General features: G+C 63.2%; 24 protein-coding genes and 1 pseudogene. 22 read left to right on the forward strand and 3 right to left on the reverse strand.

The window, feature by feature from the left end; translation table 11 throughout:
• The 6 genes from XpopCFBP1817_RS22140 to XpopCFBP1817_RS09545 all read left to right on the forward strand — a co-directional run.
• The coding region (locus XpopCFBP1817_RS22140; protein WP_208619587.1) for a hypothetical protein at positions 1-320 on the forward strand (320 nt) is incomplete at its 5' end.
• Between the two features lie 140 nt (positions 321-460).
• The gene (locus tag XpopCFBP1817_RS09525) at positions 461-886 is read left to right on the forward strand and encodes an HU family DNA-binding protein (RefSeq protein WP_128416945.1); all 426 of its coding nucleotides are present in this window, start codon (positions 461-463) and stop codon (positions 884-886) included.
• A gap of 236 nt (positions 887-1,122) precedes the next feature.
• The gene (locus XpopCFBP1817_RS09530) at positions 1,123-1,641 is read left to right on the forward strand and encodes a M23 family metallopeptidase (protein ID WP_425479095.1); all 519 of its coding nucleotides are present in this window, start codon (positions 1,123-1,125) and stop codon (positions 1,639-1,641) included.
• 91 nt (positions 1,642-1,732) lie between these two features.
• Positions 1,733-2,041, forward strand: coding sequence for a DUF3861 family protein (locus tag XpopCFBP1817_RS09535; protein WP_128416947.1), 309 nt, complete (start codon positions 1,733-1,735; stop codon positions 2,039-2,041).
• Positions 2,042-2,101: 60 nt separating this feature from the next.
• A complete protein-coding gene (locus XpopCFBP1817_RS23980; protein WP_167393888.1) occupies positions 2,102-2,647 on the forward strand; it encodes a hypothetical protein in 546 nt (181 codons plus the stop codon).
• 55 nt (positions 2,648-2,702) lie between these two features.
• Positions 2,703-3,299: a DUF1439 domain-containing protein gene (locus XpopCFBP1817_RS09545; protein WP_128416948.1), complete on the forward strand. Its 597-nt coding sequence runs from the start codon at positions 2,703-2,705 to the stop codon at positions 3,297-3,299.
• Positions 3,300-3,570: 271 nt separating this feature from the next.
• Here XpopCFBP1817_RS09545 and XpopCFBP1817_RS09550 read toward each other — a convergent pair whose 3' ends face one another.
• Positions 3,571-4,038: an SET domain-containing protein gene (locus tag XpopCFBP1817_RS09550; RefSeq protein ID WP_167393889.1), complete on the reverse strand. Its 468-nt coding sequence runs from the start codon at positions 4,036-4,038 to the stop codon at positions 3,571-3,573.
• A 196-nt stretch (positions 4,039-4,234) separates the two neighbouring features.
• On the opposite strand from XpopCFBP1817_RS09550, the gene XpopCFBP1817_RS09555 reads away from it, so the two are divergent.
• From XpopCFBP1817_RS09555 to XpopCFBP1817_RS09625, 15 genes and pseudogenes are all read left to right on the forward strand, one after another.
• Positions 4,235-4,693, forward strand: a complete 459-nt coding sequence (locus XpopCFBP1817_RS09555; protein WP_128416949.1) for an SUF system Fe-S cluster assembly regulator — start codon at positions 4,235-4,237, stop codon at positions 4,691-4,693.
• A gap of 15 nt (positions 4,694-4,708) precedes the next feature.
• On the forward strand, positions 4,709-6,166 hold the full coding sequence (gene sufB / locus XpopCFBP1817_RS09560; RefSeq protein ID WP_128416950.1) for a Fe-S cluster assembly protein SufB: 1,458 nt from the start codon (positions 4,709-4,711) through the stop codon (positions 6,164-6,166).
• A gap of 265 nt (positions 6,167-6,431) precedes the next feature.
• Positions 6,432-7,196, forward strand: a complete 765-nt coding sequence (gene sufC / locus XpopCFBP1817_RS09565; protein WP_128416951.1) for a Fe-S cluster assembly ATPase SufC — start codon at positions 6,432-6,434, stop codon at positions 7,194-7,196.
• On the forward strand, positions 7,196-8,458 hold the full coding sequence (gene sufD / locus XpopCFBP1817_RS09570) for a Fe-S cluster assembly protein SufD (RefSeq protein ID WP_128416952.1): 1,263 nt from the start codon (positions 7,196-7,198) through the stop codon (positions 8,456-8,458). The genes sufC and sufD overlap by 1 nt, the downstream gene beginning before the upstream one ends.
• Complete coding sequence (locus tag XpopCFBP1817_RS09575; RefSeq protein WP_128416953.1) at positions 8,455-9,699, forward strand: cysteine desulfurase; 1,245 nt, start codon at positions 8,455-8,457, stop codon at positions 9,697-9,699. Before sufD ends, XpopCFBP1817_RS09575 begins: the two co-directional genes overlap by 4 nt.
• Before the next feature lie 121 nt (positions 9,700-9,820).
• Complete coding sequence (locus XpopCFBP1817_RS09580; RefSeq protein ID WP_128416954.1) at positions 9,821-10,360, forward strand: GNAT family N-acetyltransferase; 540 nt, start codon at positions 9,821-9,823, stop codon at positions 10,358-10,360.
• Positions 10,357-10,686, forward strand: a complete 330-nt coding sequence (locus XpopCFBP1817_RS09585) for a non-heme iron oxygenase ferredoxin subunit (RefSeq protein WP_128416955.1) — start codon at positions 10,357-10,359, stop codon at positions 10,684-10,686. Before XpopCFBP1817_RS09580 ends, XpopCFBP1817_RS09585 begins: the two co-directional genes overlap by 4 nt.
• Positions 10,687-11,268: 582 nt before the next feature.
• Positions 11,269-13,587: a TonB-dependent receptor gene (locus tag XpopCFBP1817_RS09590; protein ID WP_128416956.1), complete on the forward strand. Its 2,319-nt coding sequence runs from the start codon at positions 11,269-11,271 to the stop codon at positions 13,585-13,587.
• Between the two features lie 47 nt (positions 13,588-13,634).
• Positions 13,635-14,321 carry a Fe2+-dependent dioxygenase gene (locus XpopCFBP1817_RS09595; protein ID WP_128416957.1) on the forward strand — a complete coding sequence of 229 codons (687 nt, stop codon included), beginning with the start codon at positions 13,635-13,637 and terminating at the stop codon, positions 14,319-14,321.
• Entirely contained in the window at positions 14,314-15,072 is a 759-nt protein-coding gene (locus XpopCFBP1817_RS09600) for a tetratricopeptide repeat protein (RefSeq protein ID WP_128416958.1), read from the forward strand. Before XpopCFBP1817_RS09595 ends, XpopCFBP1817_RS09600 begins: the two co-directional genes overlap by 8 nt.
• 7 nt (positions 15,073-15,079) lie before the next feature.
• Positions 15,080-15,717: pseudogene (locus tag XpopCFBP1817_RS09605) on the forward strand (PepSY-associated TM helix domain-containing protein).
• A 22-nt stretch (positions 15,718-15,739) separates the two neighbouring features.
• On the forward strand, positions 15,740-16,255 hold the full coding sequence (locus XpopCFBP1817_RS09610; protein WP_128416959.1) for a DUF2271 domain-containing protein: 516 nt from the start codon (positions 15,740-15,742) through the stop codon (positions 16,253-16,255).
• 169 nt (positions 16,256-16,424) lie between these two features.
• The gene (locus tag XpopCFBP1817_RS09615) at positions 16,425-17,228 is read left to right on the forward strand and encodes a DUF4198 domain-containing protein (protein WP_128416960.1); all 804 of its coding nucleotides are present in this window, start codon (positions 16,425-16,427) and stop codon (positions 17,226-17,228) included.
• Between the two features lie 68 nt (positions 17,229-17,296).
• A complete protein-coding gene (locus XpopCFBP1817_RS09620) occupies positions 17,297-18,271 on the forward strand; it encodes an FAD:protein FMN transferase (protein WP_128416961.1) in 975 nt (324 codons plus the stop codon).
• Complete coding sequence (locus XpopCFBP1817_RS09625) at positions 18,268-19,962, forward strand: sulfite reductase subunit alpha (RefSeq protein ID WP_128416962.1); 1,695 nt, start codon at positions 18,268-18,270, stop codon at positions 19,960-19,962. The genes XpopCFBP1817_RS09620 and XpopCFBP1817_RS09625 overlap by 4 nt, the downstream gene beginning before the upstream one ends.
• Positions 19,963-20,338: 376 nt before the next feature.
• On the opposite strand, the gene XpopCFBP1817_RS22850 is transcribed toward XpopCFBP1817_RS09625, so the two are convergent.
• Positions 20,339-20,752: an EF-hand domain-containing protein gene (locus XpopCFBP1817_RS22850; protein WP_244171122.1), complete on the reverse strand. Its 414-nt coding sequence runs from the start codon at positions 20,750-20,752 to the stop codon at positions 20,339-20,341.
• An 11-nt stretch (positions 20,753-20,763) separates the two neighbouring features.
• Here XpopCFBP1817_RS22850 and XpopCFBP1817_RS22855 point away from each other — a divergent pair, with 11 nt between their 5' ends.
• On the forward strand, positions 20,764-20,958 hold the full coding sequence (locus tag XpopCFBP1817_RS22855; protein ID WP_244171123.1) for a hypothetical protein: 195 nt from the start codon (positions 20,764-20,766) through the stop codon (positions 20,956-20,958).
• Between the two features lie 201 nt (positions 20,959-21,159).
• Here XpopCFBP1817_RS22855 and XpopCFBP1817_RS09635 read toward each other — a convergent pair whose 3' ends face one another.
• Entirely contained in the window at positions 21,160-21,891 is a 732-nt protein-coding gene (locus XpopCFBP1817_RS09635) for a HutD/Ves family protein (protein WP_128416963.1), read from the reverse strand.
• Between the last annotated feature and the right edge of the window lie 264 nt (positions 21,892-22,155).

The following is a 22,155-nucleotide window of genomic DNA, read 5'->3' on the forward strand; positions in this document are numbered from 1 at the left end:
TCGCTGATTTTTTGAAGGTATGGTCATCATCCAGTGCGTGTCACCACGGCTACGACTTGGTTGTTCGAGGTGCCCTTCTACGCAATCGATCCGTCGGCACTGCATATATCCTGCATAACGCTCATCCGTCCACGCGCGCTATGCCAACCAAGGCCATCAGCCAGACGCAGATTTCGGCAACACTCAACACCAGATTTACTGCTCGATCACTCACACAAGCTCGCGCAGACGATCTGCTGCTATGCGTCAGACGCTTCGTCAGCGCGCATATCGCAACCGACTCGACAATGCGTTTCGTGCGAGTTTTCTGCCACTGGTGAACGAATCCCCGTCGAAAGACGCTTTTTTCGCGTTGTTTCATCGTTTGCCTATTGGCGACGCGCAACAGTTGCCCTACATTTCGCGTTGCCGACTGGGTCGGCAGACCCAACACCACCTACGAATACGGAACACATAACTCATGGCAAAAACCTCCGCTAAGAAAGCTGCCCCCAAAAAGGCAGTGAAAAAGGTCGCCGCCACCAAGACGGCAAAGCCGGCGAAGGCCGCCGCTGCCAAGTCCGCCGCGCCGAAGCCGATCAAGGAAGCACTGAGCAAGACCGGCCTGGTCGCGCACATCGCCGAATCCACCCAGCTGGCTCCCAAAGACGTCCGCGCTGTACTGGCTTCGCTGGAAGCCACTGCACACGCCTCGCTAAGCAAGAAGGGCGCTGGCAACTTCACCCTGCCGGGCATGCTCAAGATCACCTCGGTGAACGTGCCGGCCAAGCCGAAGCGCAAGGGAATCAATCCCTTCACCAAGGAAGAACAGATGTTTGCCGCCAAGCCTGCCACCTGCAAGATCAAGGTTCGCGCGCTCAAGAAGTTGAAGGACGCCGCGCTCTAATCGAGCACGCATCCAGTGTCATGAAGGCGGCCTGAGGGCCGTCTTTTTTTTGCGCGCGCGTTGCCGCATGCGTGACTCCCACATGCCGCTCATCGCCGTTTGCCTACGCTGCGTGCTGATCAGCGACGCAGCAGGTGCATGTGACCGATCCATCGCCCCATCCTCCATCGACAACGCCGCCATCCACAGAACGCAGCCCCCCACGCCGCGTGCACCGCCTGCTGGTGTCGATCGCCATGCTGTGCGCCCTGGACGTTGGCGCACGTTGGGTATGGCAACTACCGATCGCCGAGCAGTTGCGCACCAGCTGGGAACTGTCGCGGATGCCACCGCCGGCGTATCTGAAGATTCCGGTCGAAGGTGTGCATGCGCGCCGCATCGCCGACACCTACGGCGCGCCGCGTGGCCGCGATCGTAGCCATGCCGGTGTCGATATTTTCGCCCCACGCGGCACGCCGGTGCTGTCCGCAACGCGTGGCGTGGTCAGCGCCATTCGCGATCAAGGCCTGGGCGGCAAGCAGGTCTGGGTGCTTGGGCCGGCCATGCAGCGGCATTACTATGCGCACATAGACGACTGGGCCGCAGGGTTGAAGGTTGGCGATGTGGTCGAGCCTGGCACATCGCTGGGCATGGTCGGCACCACTGGCAACGCGCGCGGCACGCCGCCGCATCTGCACTATGGGGTCTATGGGCGCAACGGTGCGTACGATCCGCTGCCGCTGCTGCGCAAACCCGCACCACAGCCGACACAGTGAACCTGTTGGAACACTGCGTCATGGTCCGACCTATCGAGGCCGATGCACGCTGCGCCTATGGTGGAGACAACCCAGCAACGACGCCATCTCCATGCCCCGAAAACGCTACCGCATTACCGTGACACCCATCGAAAGCGATGGTCGCCCCTGCGACGACCGCTGCACCATCGAATTCGAACGGCGCTCGCGCGCCGACTGGATGCGGCTGCTCGAAGAGCTGCACCTGCGCCGCGACCTGAGCAGCGACGAATGCGCCGCACTGACCGTCGGCTCGCAGCTGCTGGAAGATCTGGCCGCCCGCCCCCGAGCGCAGCCCAGCGATGCACTGGATGCCCTGCGACCAAAGCTGCAACTGCTGCTGGAGCGCCTGCAACGCGTGCATCCAGCGCCCCGCGTCTGAGGCCGCATCGCCACGTTACGCGCACCGCTACACTGCACGCATCGGGGACGGGGACGCGCTATGCGCTGGTTTGGAATCGTATTATTTGCCGCTGCAATCGTTGGCTGCAGGTGTCAGCGCACAGAAGACCAAGAGACACCTAGTGCTGCGCCCTCGTCACCAACCGAGGCTGTAACAGGCAATTCAACCGCGGCCATCGACCGTAGCGCGGCCGCACCATTAGCACCGACGCCGGACCCAAACGATGCAGCAGCGCGCGCCAACTTCGCCAAAGCAAGCGCCACCGTTCATCGGTATCTGGGAGCACTGCCCGGTTCCGCACGCGCGGATGCCGATGCGCTGTGGACCGGTGGCCGGCCTTCGCCCATGCCGGACGACGCAGCCCTGCGCAGCATCGGCAACATTCAGTCGATGCGCATCAACAACGATCCGCCCATCGCATTGGATCAGCAACATCCGCCGCAGCTGATCGAGGTACCGGTGCAACTGACCGTACGCACCACCACCGGCACGCAGCGCCTGGTCGGCGCGTATCGACTCAAACCCCGTGTCGGCAGCGATACATGGGAGATCTATTCGGCGACGCTGCAGCCGGTGCTGCGCTAACCCGTGGTTCACCGGCGCAGACTAAGGTGATGTGGTCTGCTACCGGAGTCACCCGATGAAACTGCGTTCGCTTGCCGGATCCATGCTCGCCCTCGCCCTGGCGATGCCCATCACCGATGCCTGGGCCACGCCGCAGATCCAGGGACATCAAATCAGCGTGCAGGGCAGTGATCTGCAGCAATTCCTGGGTGGCCGCTTCCCGCAGACGCATGACGCACTGGGCGGTCTGGTCGAAATGACCATCAGCAATCCAGCGCTGTCGCTGCCCCCGGGCGACCGCCTCAAGATGGCCTTCGATCTGGCCCTCGCCACCGCAGGCGGTGCACCGGCACCGGTCGGGAACGTGACCTTGACCAGTGCGCTGCGCTACGACGTGGCCAAGCAGGGCTTTTATCTGGATCAGCCCAGCATCGATGATTTTCGCCCGGCCAACGCGGGCGCAAAGCTCGATCACAGCACCCGCCAGTTGCTCAATACCTGGCTGGCCGATTACGCGCGTAAGGAGCCGATCTATCGCATCGACCCGGCAATCGCTGCGGTGATGGGCAATGTGCAAGTGGAATCGGTGGGCATCCAGAACGGACGGGTGGCAGTGAACTTCAATCAGAACATCGAGCAACTGGTGCCTGCGGCAGCGCTGTCCGGCAAATAGACGGCCGGCGCTGAATCAACGCGACGGTCGCTTATCGGCGCCAATGCGCCGCAGGCGTTGCACAAACGCAAAGACTGGCGCATCGACCGCCGAGCCTTTGTTGCGAAAGGCGTCCAGTAAGACTGGCAATACTTGTTGGAGGCGATCCACTACCAGAGTGAATTGACTACGTCAGCATGCAGGTCGAACCCGCGTGCTGCGCTTCTGGTTGCGCACTCCTCAGAGTAGAGAGAGTGCCCATCGCACCACCGCGATCCCGACACGCACCTGTTCAGCGCTTGGGCTGCAGCATCGTGCCGGTGCAGTTCCTGGAGCCGCAGCGGCATTCCCAGATCTTCTTCAGGCGCGGCGTATGGCGCTCGGCCAGCGTGATGCCGTAGTTGTAGGTGAGCTCTTCGCCGGCCTTGATCGCGCGCTTGGCCTCGATGAAGATCTTGTCCTTGCTGCGGTCGTCGCCTTCGGCCTCTTCGATCACCGCTTCGCAATTGGGCTTGCAGCTGTGGTTGATCCAGCGCGCCACGTTGCCTTCGTAGTTGGCATCCAGCACGTAGTCGTCGCTGAGCGTGAACAGGAACGTATGGCCGCTTTCCACAGCGCCGGTATCGCCCGCATCCACTTCTGCATGCGTGCGCAAGCGCCCCTTGTATTGAATGATGCGCTCGCCCTTGCGGAGCGCGGTGAGGGCGAACATGCCATTGCCGTGGATACGTGACTTGCGGGCGGCAACTTTGCGCGACATGAAGGGGTCCAGTGATGGGGCCGCTCATTGTGACCGCAGCGCGACAATGCGCCAAGCGCAAGCGCACCGCCGCCGCCGCCGCCGCCGCCGCCGCCGGCAACATCCCCCGCTTGCCGGCGGCTGAACAGCGCGGTTGGCCCCGCCCTGCCCGAAAGAGTACAATTTTGGTCCGCTTTCGGATTTACCCGCTCTCGCCATGTTGCGCGTCACCAAACTCACCGATTACGCCACCGTCGTACTGACCGTGCTCGCTGCACGCAGCGATCAGGTGCTCAGCGCGAGCGAGCTGGCCGAACAGGCCGGCCTGGAAGCGCCGACCGTGAGCAAGATCCTCAAACCGCTGTCGCAGGCGGGTCTTGTCGAAGGATTGCGCGGCGTGCATGGCGGTTACCGGCTTGCGCGCGCGGCCAGCGAGATCACCCTGGTGGAAATCGTCGAGGCAATGGAAGGCCCGCTGGCGATCACCGAATGCAGCCAGGACCACAGCCAGTGCGGCATCGCGCAGACATGCGGCGTGCGCTCCAACTGGCGCCTGATCAACGACGTGGTTGGCGATGCCTTGCGTCGTGTCACGCTTGCGCAGATGTTGCAACCCCTCTCTCTCCCTGGCGACAGCCGTCGGCGTTCCAGCGCCGCACGCGTCGCGACCACCTGACCTGTAGGCAGCCCGATGGCCACCGAACTTGCTCCCCCGCAGAACGCCGAGATTATCGAACGGCTCGGCCGACGCTACGACGCCGGCTTCATCACCGAGATCGAATCGGACTCGCTCCAGCCCGGCCTGGACGAGGACGTGATCCGTGCGTTGTCGGCAAAGAAAGAAGAGCCGCAATGGATGACCGACTGGCGTCTTGAGGCGTATCGGCACTGGCTGAAGATGCCGATGCCAGAATGGGCGAAGTTGAAGATCTCCCCGATCGACTTCCAGGCATTGAGCTATTACTCCGCGCCCAAAGGCCCGAAGTACGCCTCGTTGGACGATGTGCCGAAGGAATTGCTCGACACATACGACAAGCTCGGCGTGCCGCTGCACGAGCGCGCCCGGCTGGCCGGCGTGGCGGTGGATGCGGTGTTCGACTCGGTCTCGGTCGGCACCACGTTCCGCAAGGAACTGGCCGAAAAGGGCGTGATCTTCTGCTCGATGTCCGAAGCCATCAAGGAAAACCCGGAGATCGTCAAACAGTATTTGGGCAGCGTGGTGCCGGTTGGCGACAACTATTTTGCCGCGCTCAACTCGGCAGTGTTCTCCGATGGCAGCTTCGTGTTCATCCCGGCGGGCGTGCGTTGCCCGATGGAATTGAGTACCTATTTTCGCATCAACGCCGGCCATACCGGCCAGTTCGAGCGCACCTTGATCGTGTGCGAAGACAAGGCCTACGTGTCGTACCTGGAAGGCTGCACCGCGCCAATGCGCGACGAAAACCAGCTGCACGCCGCAGTAGTCGAGCTGGTGACGCTGGAAGACGCCGAGATCAAGTATTCGACGGTGCAGAACTGGTACCCGGGCGATGAAAATGGCGTTGGCGGCATCTACAACTTCGTCACCAAGCGTGCCGAATGCCGTGGCGCACGCAGCAAGGTCACATGGACCCAGGTCGAAACCGGTTCGGCGATCACCTGGAAGTATCCGTCGTGCGTGCTGCTAGGCGACGATTCGGTGGGCGAGTTTCATTCGGTCGCGCTGACCCATCACCGTCAACAGGCCGACACCGGCACCAAGATGATCCACATCGGCAAGCGCACCAAGAGCAAGATCGTCAGCAAGGGTATCAGTGCCGGGCGTGGTCAAAACACCTATCGCGGTCTGGTCAAGGTGGACCGCAATGCGGATGGCGCGCGCAACTACACCCAGTGCGATTCGCTACTGATCGGCAAGCAGTGTGGCGCGCACACCTTCCCCTATATCGAGGTGAAGAATCCCGGCGCCACCGTCGAGCACGAGGCCACCACCTCCAAGATCAGCGACGACCAACTGTTCTACTGCCGCGCGCGCGGCATCAGCCAGGAAGATGCGGTGTCGTTGATCGTCGACGGTTTTTGCAAGCAGGTGTTCCGCGAGCTGCCGATGGAGTTCGCGGTAGAAGCCAAGAAGCTGCTGGAAGTTTCTTTAGAAGGCAGCGTCGGCTGACACCTTTTCCCTTCTCCCCCTCGGGAGAAGGTAGCGCGCAGCGCCGGATGAGGGGCGCCCGGAAGATCTATGGATGATTGGCCATGACGAAAGCGTCGCCACGCGCCAGCCAGGGTGAATCATCGAAGATCCCCGGGTATTCACCTCAATGGCGCGCAGCGACGCGCTCATTAACTGCTGACGCCTTCAAGTTGTTTGCGGCGCCCCTCACCCCAACCCCTCTTCCGCCGGGAGAGGGGCTAAAAAGAATTCGATGGAAGATGACATGCTAACGATCAACAACCTCCACGCCAGCATCGCCGGCAAAGACATCCTCAAAGGCCTGTCGCTGGACATCAAGCCTGGCCAGGTGCACGCCATCATGGGGCCCAACGGTGCAGGCAAATCCACGCTGGGCAACGTGCTGGCAGGGCGCGACGGTTATGAAGTCAGTGCCGGCAGCGTGCAGTTCGAAGGCAAGGACCTGCTCGACCTGCCGCCGGAAGAACGCGCCGCAGCTGGCCTGTTCCTCGCCTTCCAGTACCCGGTGGAAATCCCCGGCGTCAATAACACCTACTTCCTGCGTGCCGCACTCAATGCGCAGCGCAAGGCGCGTGGCGAAGAAGAATTGGATTCGATGCAGTTCCTCAAACTGGTGCGGCAGAAACTGGCCGTGCTGCATCTGAAGGACGAGCTGCTGCATCGCGGCGTCAACGAAGGTTTTTCCGGTGGCGAAAAGAAGCGCAACGAGATCTTTCAGCTGGCCGTGCTCGAGCCCAAACTCGCCATCCTGGACGAAACCGATTCAGGCCTGGACATCGATGCGCTCAAGAGCGTGGCCGACGGCGTCAACGCGCTGCGCTCGCCGGAGCGTTCGTTCCTGGTGATCACCCATTATCAGCGTCTGCTCGACTACATCACGCCGGACGCGGTGCATGTGCTGGCCGAAGGCCGCATCGTGCAAAGCGGCGGCCCGGAGCTGGCGCTGGAGCTGGAAAAGCACGGCTATCACTTTCTCAAGGACCGCGTGGTGCCCGAGGCAGCTGCCTGATGAGCGCCCTGCTGGAATCCCTCGCACGCAACTTCAGCGGCAACGCTGTGCAGCGCGCCGAACTCGATGCCGTGCTGCAGACCAGCCTGCCTGGCCCGCGCGCCGAAGCTTGGAAATACACCTCGCTGCGGCAGCTTGAGCGGCGCAGTTTTCAACCCGCACCGCTAGTGCCGACGTTGGTCGATGCGTCCGTGCTGGACGAGATTGCTTCGCCACGCTTGGTGTTCGTCAACGGGCGTCCGTCCGAAGCATTGAGCGACCTGTCCACGCTGCCAGACGGCGTGCAGCTGGAGACCTTGTCCGCCTCGCTGGCCGCAAGCGACGACGCGCAGCAGTTGCTCGGTCGCCGTTTCGAAGGCAGCGATGAAATCTTCGCCCGCCTCAATGCCGCACTTGCCGACGAAGGCGTGATGGTTAGCGTGCAGGAAGGCGCACAGATCGATGTTCCACTGCAGTTGGTCTTTATCAGCGTGGCTGTTGAGCACGACTTGTCCTGGCATCACCTTCATCTGATCGAACTGCGTGCCGGCGCTGCGCTGAATGTGGTCGAACATCACCTGCATGTCGGCGATGCCGCGCATCTGGACAACAACCTGATGCACGTTCATCTGGCCCAGGATGCAGTGTTGTCGCATGCCCGCGTGCAGGCCGACAGTGCGCATGCAACCTCACTGCTGCGCACCGATGCGGTACTGGCGCGTAATGCGCGCTACCAGCGCGTGGATCTGGAACTGGGCGCCAACCTGTCGCGCCACGAGCTCAACGTGCGTCTGGAAGGCAACAACGCCCAGCTCACCGCCAATGGCGTGCTGCTCGGCAACGGTCGCCGTCATGTCGATACGCGTCTGGGCATCCAGCACATCGCACGCGACACCACCTGCCAGCTAGTCTGGCGGGGCGTGGGCGCCGATCGCAGCCGTGTAGTGTTTCATGGCGGCATCCATATTCGTCCCGGTGCAGACGGCAGCGATGCGCGGCTGTCGAACAAGAATCTGCTGCTCTCTGCCAATGCCGAGATCGATACCCAGCCGGTGCTGGTGATCGATGCCGAAGAAGTGCAGGCCGCCCACGGTGCCACCGTCGGCCAGCTCGACGACAACGCCTTGTTCTATCTGCGCTCGCGCGGTTTGCCGCAAGCCGAAGCGCAACGTCTGCTGAGCGCCGCGTTCTGCCACGAGCCGCTGCGCGTGCTGCCTACTGCGCTGAGTGCGGTGCTGGCGCTTCAGCTGGACCGCGCATTGACCTCGGCAGGCGTGGCATGAACGCGCCCGCCGTTCCGCAGGCTGTTGCGCCGGACTGGGAGCGCGTGCGCTCGGATTTCCCGTTGCTGATGCGGCAGGTGCACGGCAAGCCGCTGATCTATTTCGACAATGCCAACACCAGCCAGAAGCCGCTGCAGGTGATTGCCGCGACCGACGAGTTCTATCGTCGTCAAAACGCCAATGTCAGCCGCGCGGTGCATGCATTGGGCACCGAGGCCACCGATGCGTTCGAAGGTGCGCGCAGCAAGCTCGCGCACTTTCTCAACGTGCGCGCCGACGAGCTGGTGCTGTGCAGCGGCACGACCTTTGCGATCAATCTGGTGGCGTACTCCTGGGCACTGCAGCGCCTGGGCGCCGGCGATGTGATCCTGATCTCGCGCATGGAGCATCACGCCAACATCGTGCCCTGGCAGCTGGTGGCGCAACGCACCGGCGCCACCATTCGCGTGGCGGAGATCACTCCCGACGGCGCGCTGGATCTGGATGCCTTGCGCAAAGCGATGACCCCCGAGGTCAAGCTGCTGGCGATCACGCACGTGTCCAATGTGTTGGGCACGGTCAACCCGATGCGCGAAATCTGCCGCGAGGCACGCAAGCGCGGCATCGTTACCGTGGTGGACGGCTCGCAGGCCGCGCCGCACCGCAAGGTCGACGTGGCCAGCATCGGCTGCGACTTCTACGCCATCACCGGCCACAAGATGTGCGGGCCGACCGGCACCGGCGCGCTGTGGGCGCGTCGCGAACACTTGCAGGCGATGCCGCCATTTTTAGGCGGCGGCGAGATGATCAAGGAAGTTAGTTTCGATGGCACGGTGTTCAACGATGCCCCGCACAAGTTCGAAGCCGGCACCCCGAACATCGCCGGTTTCATCGGCCTGGGCGCAGCGGTCGATTACCTGGAGTCGGTCGGCCTGGCGCACGTGGAAGCGCGCGAAACCGAGTTGCTCGCGCACTTCACCGAAGAACTGCAGCGCATCGAAGGCCTGCGCATTTTCGGCACCACGCCGGACAAGGCCGCGGTGGTGTCGTTCCTGATCGAAGGCGCGCACGCGCACGACCTGGCCACCCTGCTCGACCTGGAAGGCATCGCGATTCGCTCGGGCCAGCATTGCGCGCACCCGCTGCTGCAGTACTACAGCGTCGCCGCAACCTGCCGCGCCTCGCTGGCGTTCTACAACACGCACGACGAGATCGAGCGCTTTGTTGCTGCGCTGATGAAGGTGCGTCGGCTGCTGGGCTGATTGGAATCGAGCATCGAGAAAGCGGCGCTCCCGCGTACTGCGTCAGCCGCAGTTCGATACGCGAAACCTAGCTCATCGAGCAGAGCAATGCTTTTCCCGATTCCCGATTAAACTGCTTCCCATGCAGACCACCGCCTTCCGCACCGCCACAGTCGACGATATCGACACCCTCGTTTCGCTGGTGACCTCCGCCTATCGAGGCGATGTCAGCCGCGTCGGGTGGACGACCGAAGCCGATTTCCTCGACGGCGCGCGGATCGATTCTGCGGTGTTGCGCGAGGACCTGTTGCGTGACCGCAGCCGGGTGCTGCTGGTGGAGCAGGACGGTCACCTGCTCGCCTGCGCGCATATCGCCGACGACTACGGCGCCGGGTATTTCGGCATGTTTGCAGTGGACCCTTCCCTGCAGGGCAGCGGGCTCGGCAAAACGCTGCTGGCCGAAGCCGAGCGCATCGCTTTCAGCGAGTGGCGGCTGCCGGTGATACGCATGACAGTGATCGACATCCGCGAGAAGCTGATCGCGTTTTACGAGCGACGCGGCTATCGCCGCACCGGCATCACCAAGCCGTTTCCGTATGGCGACGAGCGTTTCGGCGTGCCGCTGCGCCAGGACCTGCGTTTCGAAGTGCTGGAAAAACCGCTCGGCGGCGCAGCGCTGTGAGCGAGACCTGGACCTTCGTCTGCGCCAGCGAGGCGCTGCTGCCCGGCGAGTTGCAAACTGTCTGGGATGAGGTGACCGACGCCGCGATCGTGGTCTTCAACCTCGATGGCGAGCTGTACGCGCTAGAAGACCGCTGCAGCCACGAAGACTATGAATTGTCGCCCGGAACTTTCGACCCGGCGGAAGGAAGCATCGAGTGCCTGCTGCACAGCGCCCGCTTCGATATTCGCGATGGCCGCCCGCTGTGCGCACCGGCCTACACCGCCGTGCCCAAGTTTCCGGTCAAGCGCGAACACGGCGGCATCTGGGCACGTGACGACCGCTAACAGAGCGGTGAAATCGGTGAGAGCGACACGTCTGCTGTGGCTGTGGCTGTAATTCTGGCTCTGGTTTGATTTTGGCTTTCGCCGTGTCTGCGGCTCTGAGCATGCTCGCGCTCGGCACTCCCGAGTCCAGCAAGACCCTCGCCGCTGCGTAAAGGTGGGCATCGTGGCTGAGCTCGACCACAACCAAATCACCGGACGGCGCAGTTCCCGGTACCCAACAACCGCACAAACCGTTCTGCCACCACGCTTCAGGCAGCCGGAGTGAACCCCGCAGGACCAGGCCACGAAAAAGATTGCAACGAAGAATGATTTGCATTTAAGATCGCAGCCCTTCAGGCCTTCTTAACAACTGGCCTGCCCTGCGATCCCATGCGCACAGCTCTGCTCGACCGTTTTCTCCTGCATTCGCCCCGCCTGCGCCCCTTGGCGCTGTGCCTCGACGTGCTCGACATCCGGTCATGCCAGCACATCGCATCGGGCTAGCGGCACGCACGTCGATCCGCATTTTCCAATCCGCATCCCATCCCCGCCTCCGCCGAGCCGCCGCCAGGCCGGAGCATCGCTTCCCTCTTGAGACATCCCATGACTCCCAGGATTTCCCCGCTCACCTCGGCCATGCTGCTAACGCTGTCTGCTCCTGGCCTCGCCCAGCCCGGCGATGCGCAGGCGCCTCCGGGCGCGGTGGATCTGGACGCCATCCGGGTGCAGCAGGAACGCGCGCAGAAGCCGTCCTCTCCCAAGTACACCGAGACGCTGCGCGATACGCCGCAGACCATTACCGTGGTAACCAAGCAAACCATGGACCAGCAGAATCTGCTGTCGCTGCGCGATGTGCTGAGCACGCTGCCGGGGATCACCTTCGGCGCTGGCGAAGGCGGCGGCGGCTATGGCGACAGCATCAATCTGCGCGGTTTCACCGCCAGCAGCGACATCACCACCGATGGCGTGCGCGACAGCGCGCAGTACAGCCGCAGCGACACCTTCAATCTGGAAGCGGTGGAGCTGATCAACGGCGCCAACTCGGCGATGTCCGGCGCCGGCTCGGTCGGTGGCAACATCAATCTGGTCACCAAGACCGCCGGCCAGGGCGACTTCACCAATGTCATGGTCGGTGGCGGCAGCGACCGCTATGGCCGGCTCACCGCCGACAGCAATTACGACTTCGAAAACGGCACTGCGGTGCGCTTGAACGCGATGGGCCACACCCAGGACGTGCCGGGCCGCGATGAAGAATTCCGTCATCGCTGGGGCTTTGCGCCTTCGGTGGCGTTCGGCCTGGGCTCCGATACCCGCTTCACCTTGAGCTACCTGCACCAGCACGACAACAACCTGCCGCAGTACGGCGTGCCGTTCGCGCTCAGCCCGTTCAACGACGGCCCGCTGCCGGGCGTGGACCGCGAAACCTATTACGGCTACCGCAATGTGTCGCGTCAGGAAATCGAGGTGGACATGCTGACCGGGGTGCTGGAAATGGACTTCGACGACAACGTCAAACTGCGCAGCCTGGCGCGCGCACAACGCGTTGACCAGAACACCACCGCGACCGCACCGGAAGGTACCTGGTGCCTGCCGAACAACACCAACGCATACACCGGCCGCGCCTGTGTGGGCCAGCCGCCAGCGACATGGAATACCAACAGCGGCCCGCGCGGCCTGGTACGCGAGACCGAGAATTTCATTGCGCACAGCCAGACCGATCTGACCGCCACACTGCATACCGGCGCGATCGAGCATCGCATTGCTGCAGGCGTCGCGTTCAGCAAGGAAGACTTCGAACTCAATAGTGGTTCGATCTTCCGCAACGCCGATGGCTCCACCACCGGCATCACCTATCCGCTGCAGTCCTTCGACAAGACCTACAACATCTGGACCGGCCCGCAGAATTACTTCCGCACCGGTCGCAGCAAGGGCAGCCTGGCCAATCAGGCGGTGTATCTGTTCGACACCCTGCAGTTCAACGAGCAATGGATGCTCAACCTGGGCGGCCGCTACGAGCACAACAAGGGCGACAGCACCACCTACACCGTCAACGCCGCAGGCGGCATCACCGGCGTGAGCCCGGGTTTCCCGGCAAGCAGCGAAGAGGACCTGTTCTCCTACCGTGCCGGTCTGGTGTTCAAGCCGGTCGACAATGCCAGCCTGTACCTGTCCTACGCCAACAGCAAGACGCCGTCCAAGGCCGCGGTCAACGGCTCGTGCACGCCGATCGCCACCGCCACTGTGGGCGCCAACTGCAATGTCGCGCCGGAAAGCGCGGTCAATATCGAACTGGGCGGCAAGTGGGACGTGCTCAACGAGCGTCTGGCACTGACCGCTGCGGTGTTCCGCAACGAGCGCGAAAACTACAAGGTCAACAGCGGCGACCCGCTGATCCCCGAACAGGTGCTGGATGGCAAGGCACGCGTGGACGGCATTGCGCTCGGCGCTGCCGGCTATCTGACTGACCGCTGGTCGATCTTCGCCAACTACACCTTCCTCGATAACGAAGTGCTGCAAAGCGTCTCCAACCGTACCGAAAGCCTCACCGGCGATCCCATCGCCGGGCGCGCACTGGTGCAGACGCCGCGCAATGCCGGCAATCTCTGGACCACCTATCAGCTCAACCAGTGGACCTTCGGTTACGGCGTGACCTACCAGGGAAGCTTTTATCCGAACAACACCTCGACTGCGGTGTACCGCAAGACAGACCCATACTGGGTGCACCGTGCAATGGTCGGCCTGCGCGTCAACGATTGGCTCAGCCTGCAGTTGAACGTCAACAACCTGTTCGACAAGGAGTACTACACCAGCATCCGCAATAACCTCACCGTCAACGCCGCAGGCACCGTCACTGCCGGCAATGGCTGGGCGTTGCCGGGTGATGGCCGCTCGGCGGTGTTGAACGCCACGTTTAGTTTCTAAGCTTCGGCACGCCGTCTGCACAACGCGGGCGGCGTGGAGATCTACACATGTTGCTGCCCATTCCCGATGTGCTCACTCCCGCACAACTTGCCGAGTTGCGTGCGCGGCTGGACGCGGCTGACTGGGCAGATGGCCGCATCACCGCCGGCCATAAGTCGGCGCAGGCCAAAGACAACGCACAACTGCCAGAAGACAGCGCCATCGCGCGCGAAGCCAGCGCGCTGGTGCTGGACGCGCTGGCGCGCAGCAGCACGTTCTTCTCGGCCGTATTGCCGCGGCGCATCTATCCGCCGCTGTTCAACCGTTATAGCGGCGGGCAATCGTTCGGGTATCACGTCGACAACGCGATCCGCTACGACCGCAGTCGCGGCGGCGCAGATCCGGTACGCACCGACGTCTCTGCCACGTTGTTTCTCAGCGACCCGGACAGCTACGACGGCGGCGAACTGGTGATCGAGGACACCTACGGCACCCAGTCGATGAAGCTGCCGGCCGGGCAGCTGGTGATCTATCCCGGCACCAGCCTGCACCGGGTGATGCCGGTGACCCGCGGCACGCGCGTTGCGTGTTTTTTCTGGACCCAGAGCATGCTGCGCGACGATGCGCAGCGCCGTCTGTTGTTCGAATTGGATGTCTCCATTCGACGGCTCACGCAGGACACCCCGGGCCATCCGTCGCTGATCCAGCTCACCGGCGTCTATCACAACCTGTTGCGGCAATGGGCCGATGTCTGAGTACGCGCTGGATACCGCGCAGCTGATCGACTTGCTGCGCACGCAACCCGATCAAGCGCTCGCACTGCTGCGCAAGGCTGCTGCACGTCAGGATGTGGATGCACAGCTGTTGCTCGCGCAGATATATGCCGAGGGACGCGGCATTGCCGCCGATCCGGCCATGGCGATGCTGTGGTACGAAGTCGCCGCCAATGCCGGGCATGCGGAAGCGATGAATCAGCTTGGGCGTTGCCACGAACTGGGCTTCGGCACGGCGTGCAACATCGTGTTGGCCGCGCTGTGGTATCGCCGCGCCGCCGAGCATGGGCTGGATTGGGGCATGTACAACCTCGCCCATCTATACGGCTCCGGCCGTGGCGTGGCGCAGGACAACGCCCAGGCATTGGCGCTGTATCGCACTGCGGCCGAACGCGGGCATGCCAAATCGATGAACTTTCTGGCGCGCTATCTCGACCAGGGCCTAGCCTGCGATGCAGACCCTACCGCTGCGCGCGACTGGTATCGCCGCTCTGCAGAAGCAGGCGATTTTCGCGGCCAGGCCAGTTACGCCACCTTGCTGGCAGATAATGGCGACCTCGATCAGGCCGAACACTGGATGCGGCGTGCGATCGCAGGCGGACACGCCGGTTTTCTGCAACAGCTCACGCCGCTACTGGCGGGCGCGGCGCAGCCGCGCCTGCGTGCATTGCTGAGCCAAGCCGCTGCACGGCAATCGCAGGCACAGCAGGCACTTCCAGCAGATGCGGCCTGAACGCGACATGGCGACCTCCAACGAAACCATTGCCACCACCCAGCAACGCCGCGGTTTTTGGCTGCGCATGCTACATCAATGGCACTGGATTAGCTCGGCGCTGTGCCTGATCGGGATGCTGATGTTTACCATCACAGGGCTGACCTTGAATCATGCCGCGCGCATCGAAGCCAGCCCTTCGACCGAACACCGCACGCTCACGCTGCCGCCTGCCCTGCTCAAGACTTGGGCAACCGCCAAGACGGCGATGCACCGCTGCCGCCACACGTGGCGCAATGGCTGGGGCGCGAACTGGATATCAGCATCGGCACGCGTGCTGGCGAATGGTCGGCCGATGAGGTGTATCTCGCGTTTCCGCGGCCAGGCGGCGATGCCTGGTTGAGCCTGGACCGCAGCAACGGCGCGATCGAATACGAACGCACCGGACGTGGCGCCATCGCCTATCTCAACGATCTGCACAAGGGCCGTAATGCCGGGCCGGCCTGGGGCTGGTTCATCGACGTGTTCGCCATCGCCTGCCTGGTGTTCTGCATCACCGGGCTGTTCCTGCTGCACCTGCATGCGCGCCAGCGCCGTATGACCTGGCCGCTGGTCGGACTGGGTCTGCTGATTCCACTGCTGCTCGCCCTGCTGTTGATCCACTGAGTTTTTTCTACCGGAGACGATCATGCGCGCCACCCTGACCATCGCCCTGAGCGGCCTGCTCGCCATGCCGGCATACGCAGCCACGCTCGACATCAACGTCGAGATTCCCAATCTCAACGTCGCCGAATATCACCGCCCGTATGTGGCGATCTGGTTGGAAGGTGCGGACCAGAAGGTCGCTGCCAATCTGGCGGTCTGGTATCAATCCAAGGACACCGCCGAAGGCCACGGCACCAAGTGGCTGCCGGACCTGCGCCAGTGGTGGCGCAAGAGCGGGCGCACGTTGGATGTGCCGGTCGATGGTGTCACCGGCCCCACTCGCCCGGCCGGCGCGCATGCGCTGTCGTTCTCCGATACCAAGGGTGCGTTGACGTCGCTGCCGGCAGGCCAGTACACGCTGGTGGTGGAAGCTGCGCGCGAAGTCGGCGGCCGCGAGCTGGTCAAGGTGCCTTTCACCTGGCCGGCAACTGCGTCGCAAACCGCCAAGGCCAGCGGCAGCAGCGAGCTCGGCGTCGTCAGTCTGGTCGCAAAACCCTGAGCGTTGCGCTGGCTGTATTTGCCATTGCACACCGCGTGCGTGACAAGCAACGACGTAATGCACGCGGTGTGCTAGAAAAATAACGCTTCCCTCGCATCCACGCAGCGCTAGACCATCGCGCTGATCAGACACGTGACCCACCGTCCTTATCGTCCTTCAAGGAGTTGTCATGAAGCGTTCTCTTGTCCTGATCGCCATGCTCGCCGCACTGCCGGTCAGTGCACTCGCCCACAAGGCCTGGCTGCTGCCGTCGCAGACCGTCATCGCTGGTGAAGCGCCATGGATCACCGTCGATGCGGCGGTCTCCAACGACCTGTTCTACTTCAATCACGTGCCGCTGCGCCTGGACAACCTGAGCATCACCGCACCGGATGGCAGCGCGCTCAAGCCCGAAAATCCGGCCACCGGCAAGTACCGCAGCGTGTTAGATCTACAACTGACCCAACCCGGCACGTACAAGCTCAGCATCGTCAACGCCGGCCTGTTCGCCAACTGGAAAGAAGACGGCAAGCCCAACCGCTGGCGCGGCGACGAAACCCGCTTCGCCACCGAAGTGCCGAAGAACGCGCAGGACTTGCAGGTCTGGCAATCATTCAATCGCGTGGAAACCTTCGTCACCCGCGGTGCGCCGACCACCACGGCATTCAAGCCCAGCGGCAAGGGCATCGAATTGATCCCGGTGACCCATCCCAACGATCTGGTCGTCGGCGAAGCGGCGCAGTTCACGCTGCAACTGGACGGCAAACCGGCGGCCGGGCTGGAGATCGACATCGTGCGCGGCGGCACCCGCTATCGCGACGCACAGAACGAGATCAAGCTGAAGACCGATGCCAAGGGCGGCTTCAGCGTGACCTGGCCGGAGGCAGGCATGTACTGGCTGGAAACCACCACCGAAGACACCAAAACCTCGCTCCCGCATGCCAAGCAGCGTCGCCTGGGCTATGTCGCCACGCTGGAAGTGCTGCCGCAATAATCCACAAGCACGCGGCAGGAATGCACGCAGCGTGCATCCTGCCGCACCTTCCCCCTTACGATCCCTACATGCCTGCACCGTCTTCCGCCGACCACGCCATCGCCACGCTTGGCGGCCGCAGCATGGGCACCACCTGGAGCGTCAAGCTGGTCGCGAGGTGCGGGCGCAATCTGCATCCGTTGCACGCCTGCATCCAGGATGCACTCGACCGCGTGGTCGCGCAGATGAGTACCTGGGAAGCGGACTCGGATCTCAGCCGCTACAACCGCGCTGCTGCGGGTCAGTGGCAAACCCTGCCTGATGAATTTCATACCGTGCTGAGCGCAGCGCTGCAGATCGCACAAGCCAGCAATGGTGCCTTCGATCCCACGGTCGGCCCCATGGTCGAGCTGTGGGGCTTCGGTGCTGCAGGCGGGCGTCAGCGCGTGCCGGCAGCGGAGGCGATCGCATTGGCCAGCCTGCGTTGCGGCTGGCAGCGACTGCAGGTGGATGGCATGCGCGTACTACAACCGGGCGCAGTCGCGCTGGATCTGTCCGGTATCGCCAAAGGCTTCGGTGTGGACTGCGTGCATCGCGTATTGCTGCAGTCGGGTATCGACGATGCACTGATCGAAGTCGGCGGCGAACTGTTCGGTTACGGACGCAAGCCCGATGGCAGCGCATGGCGCGTGCTGGTCGAATCAGCGCCCGACGAAGACGCCGGTACGGCATTGCCAGCGCGCGTGCTGGCGCTGGACGGCTTGGCAGTCGCCACCTCCGGCGATCGCTGGCACCGTTTCGATGCCAGCGGCATGCGCTATGCGCACACCTTCGACCCACGCACCGGCGCGCCCGTTCCACATGCGCCCGCAGCAGTGACCGTGCTCGCGCCCGATGCGTTGCAGGCCGATGCCTGGGCCACCGCAATGACCGTACTCGGTGTTGATGCCGGTCTTGCCTACGCACGCAGTGCAGCGCTGGCAGTGCGATTCCTGACGCGCAAAGACGATGTGCTGCTCGAATCCATGAGCCCTGCATTCGAACGCCACTTGTCCGCGTCATGACCACCGCCACCTCACGCGTGCGGCTTGGCAACGCGCTGGTTCTGTTGGCGCTTGCAGCCATCGCAGGCTGGCTGGGTAGCTTGCATGACGGCACAGGGTGGAGTGCACCCACGCCGCATCGCTGGCAACTGGCAGGGCTAGGATTGACGCTGTATCTAGGCCTGTGCGCGGTCGTGCTGGTGCATGCGCGCAAGCGCGTCGGCGCACAACGCGCAGACGCCAGCGGCGTGCTGATTGTGTGGGCAAGCCAGACCGGATTTGCGCGCGAATTGGCGCAACGCAGCGTTGCCGCGCTGCAATCGGCAGGCGTCGGCGCGCACGCGCTGCCGATCGAAGCCGTCGATAGCGATCACCTCTCACGTGTGCCGCGGCTGCTGTGCATCGTCAGCACCACTGGCGAAGGCGACGTCCCCGATCATGCGCAGGCAGCCGAGCACGATTGGCTTGCAAACGATGCGCAGGATCTGACTGCCGTGCACTACGCGGTGCTGGCCCTCGGCGACCATGGTTACGCGCAATTCTGCGCGTTCGGCCGGCGCGTCGACCATCGCCTGCAGGCACGCGGCGCCACCCGATTGTTCGATCGCATCGACGTCGACAACGCCGACCCGAAAGCACTGCAGCAGTGGCAACGGCGCTTGGCAGAACTGGCACCAGCACTGGCGACGCAACCCGACTGGAGCCTGCCGACCTACACCGCCTGGCAGCTACACGAACGTGTCCACATCAATCCCGGCAGCGCGGGTGCGCCGATTTACCGACTGCGTCTGACGCCGTACGAGGGCCCGTTGCCGCAGTGGAGCGCGGGCGATATCGCGGAGATCGCTCCACACAACGCACCGAATGCGGTGGAGTCCTGGCTGGAGCGCAACCAATACGATGGCACATCGCGCGTCAACAGCCGCACGCTGAGCGAATGGCTCAGCGGCGCGCAACTTCCCGCGGATGTCGATGTTGCTATGGATTTGGTTGCCGGTCCCGGTGCCGAAGTCAAAATCGACCCAGCTACGGGCACTGACACAAGTACAGCTACAGGCACAACTCAACCACTGGACGCAGATGCGTTAGTGCGCAGCCTGGTCGCCCTGCCCCATCGCGACTACTCGCTCGCATCCATTCCCGAGGAAAGCCACGCAGAACTGCTGGTGCGCGAACGCCGGCACGCCGACGTCAGCCTAGGGCTGGGCAGTGGCCGGCTCTGCTTCCATGCACCGATCGGCGCCCACATCGCGCTGCGCTTGCGCAGCAACCCCGGCTTCCACCCACCCGCACCCGACCAGCCGATGCTGCTGATCGGCAACGGCACCGGCATCGCCGGACTGCGCGCGCATCTGCGCGCTCGCATCGCAGCTGGCGCGCGTCGCAACTGGCTGCTGTTCGGCGAACGCAACGCCGCACATGACGCGCTCTATGCCAACGAGTTGCAGCAGTGGGAACAGGATGGATGGATAGAACGTCTGGACCTTGTCTATTCACGCGATCAACAACAATCACAGCGCTACGTACAACACGCACTGGCCGCTTCCGCCGACCGCTTGCGTCTGTGGATCGATCAAGGCGCCTGCATCTACGTCTGCGGCAGCCTGCGCGGTATGGCCCCCGAGCTCGACCAGACGCTGGATTCCATCCTTGGCGCCGATGTCAGACCAGACCTGCTGCGCAGCGCGCGCTATCGCCGCGACGTGTACTGAGCAAACGCCTGCGGTCACTGCCAAAAGCGATCAACAAAGCGACTACGCAGACGCCAGGCGAATGCGCCTGGCGCTGAAACCTGTCATCTATCCATATTTCCGGTAGCTGCGCGCTAACAGCACACAGCACCAGTTGACAACCGCTCGCGGCGCTTTATCAGCCGCTGATGGCGAAGAAGAAAGCACTCTTTTTGCCACGAAATTTTCAAAGATAGCGGTATCCGATGACTGTCCGCGTTGCGAGAAGCAATCTTTCGTCCGACGCGTTACGTGACGAAACTTCCTTCCAGCGCAGTATTCCATCGACAACGCTTGCAGCGCCATCGCGACACCGCCAACGCACCCCAGCGTAAGCGTTGTCGCTCAATCGGTGCATTTACGCTGCCAGATCGAACAGATTGCTCGTTGTCGCGCTGCTGCCAATGCTGCGGTACTGCCCCACGGCCTTCTGTACCAACGCTGCATACGCCTGCTGCGTACCGTTACTGTTCAATGCATAGGCGGATGACGACGGTCGCGATGGCGGATCGCGCGGCTGCATCGCCGCTTGCAGTTCCTGCAGACTCAGCGTCCCGCTCTTGTCGCTGTCGAGCAGGTCAAGAAGTTGCGAGCTCGTCTGGTTGTCGCCGTTGACCAGCGTACTCAATTCACCGCTACTGACACTCTCGTCGCCATCGCTGTCCAGGCCGGTGAACAACGACTGCACGTCTTGTCCTTGCTGACCCGGCGGTGGAGGCGGCGGTGGCAATGCCTGCGCCAGTTCGCTCTCGCTGACGGAGCCACCCGCCATCCTGATCGAGCATGCTCAGCAGCCCGTCGATGTCGATATTGCTGCTGTCGTCGCTGCTGGACGGCAACGCGGTCGTCAGTTCCGACGCAGTCAGACTGCCGTCACTGTCGCGATCGATGGACTTGAACAACCGCGTCAGCGGATTGGTTTTTTCGGACTGCGCGGCGGATGCGGTGTTGCCGGTGGTGGCACTGCGGTTCGTATAGGACGTTTAGGCGGCATAGCCGGACCCGACCGAGCTGATGGCATTCATTTGATTTCCCCCTGGAATTGCCGGAGCCAGTCCCGGCACACGCACTGTTCCCGAGCCAGGTGGCACAGCGATGCCGTCGCTTGTCTGCGTTGACAAGAACGCTCCAGGGCGCGCGCTAAGGCGACGCGATCTGCTCGGTGATGGACGACACGCCCTAGACTGGACTCACCCGGGTGGCCAGCAACTCGCCACCGCCATCAAGTACGTAGCGTGTCCGCGTGGACGCGGACAGCCAGGCGGTATCCCCGGCGGCCAAGGGTGGCAAATCACTGTCGTGCCCAAAGTTGGCTTGGCCTGCAAGCAGATGGATCGCCCAGGCGCAACCCGGATCCGAGAAGAACAGCATGGTACCGACCAACGGACGATGCAGAAGCTCGGCCTGCAGCACACCGCGCCGCCACATCAGGTTGAAGTCCTGGGTCGGCCCATCCAGCAGCGTCGCACTTACCGTTTCTTCGCCAGCGAATCGGACTCGCTGGTAGGGCGGCAGCAATTCGCAGCTGCGCTCACTGCTGCCGGGACCAGTGTTACCGCGAGCGGCGCTGGCTTCATGGCCGCAGGTAACATCGCTATTGCTGCCACTGCCACTGCCACTGCCACTGCCACTGCCACTGCCACTGCCACCGCCACCGCCACCGCCACCGCCAGCATTGCCGAACTGCAGATGCATGCCATTGCCTTGCAACAGCACCAGCTCGCGATCAATGCCAGGGAACGCGGAAAACTCCACGTCCTGCTCAATCTCGGCGATCGACAAGCGCAGCGACCACCTATCGGCATTGCCGAGGCGCAGGATCTCGCGCGTCCAGCCCAATTGATTGCGCCATCGCTCGCGCCGGTACTCAGTGGCCGGAATCACCCGGCTGCTCAGGTCAGTCAGCTGCATCGGCGCATTGTGCCCGAAGCGCTGCGATCAAGCTGCCATGCGGCAACGCACGCTTTCAGGCAGTGACTCACGCTCTTGTGCAATCCCGATTCCACGCGGTCGTCCCCACCACGCAGCCCCAAACGAAAAAAGCCCGGCTGCACATCCAAGTGCAACACCGGGCGATTCCACGTCCTTGTCGGCTTCCAGCCATCCCCCGGACATCCTGTCCAGTTAGGTTGCGGCCACGCATCCTCGCGTCGAACCGTATCTCTCGGATCCATT

Origin of the sequence: Xanthomonas populi (assembly GCF_002940065.1) — a bacterium.
Lineage (GTDB): Bacteria > Pseudomonadota > Gammaproteobacteria > Xanthomonadales > Xanthomonadaceae > Xanthomonas > Xanthomonas populi.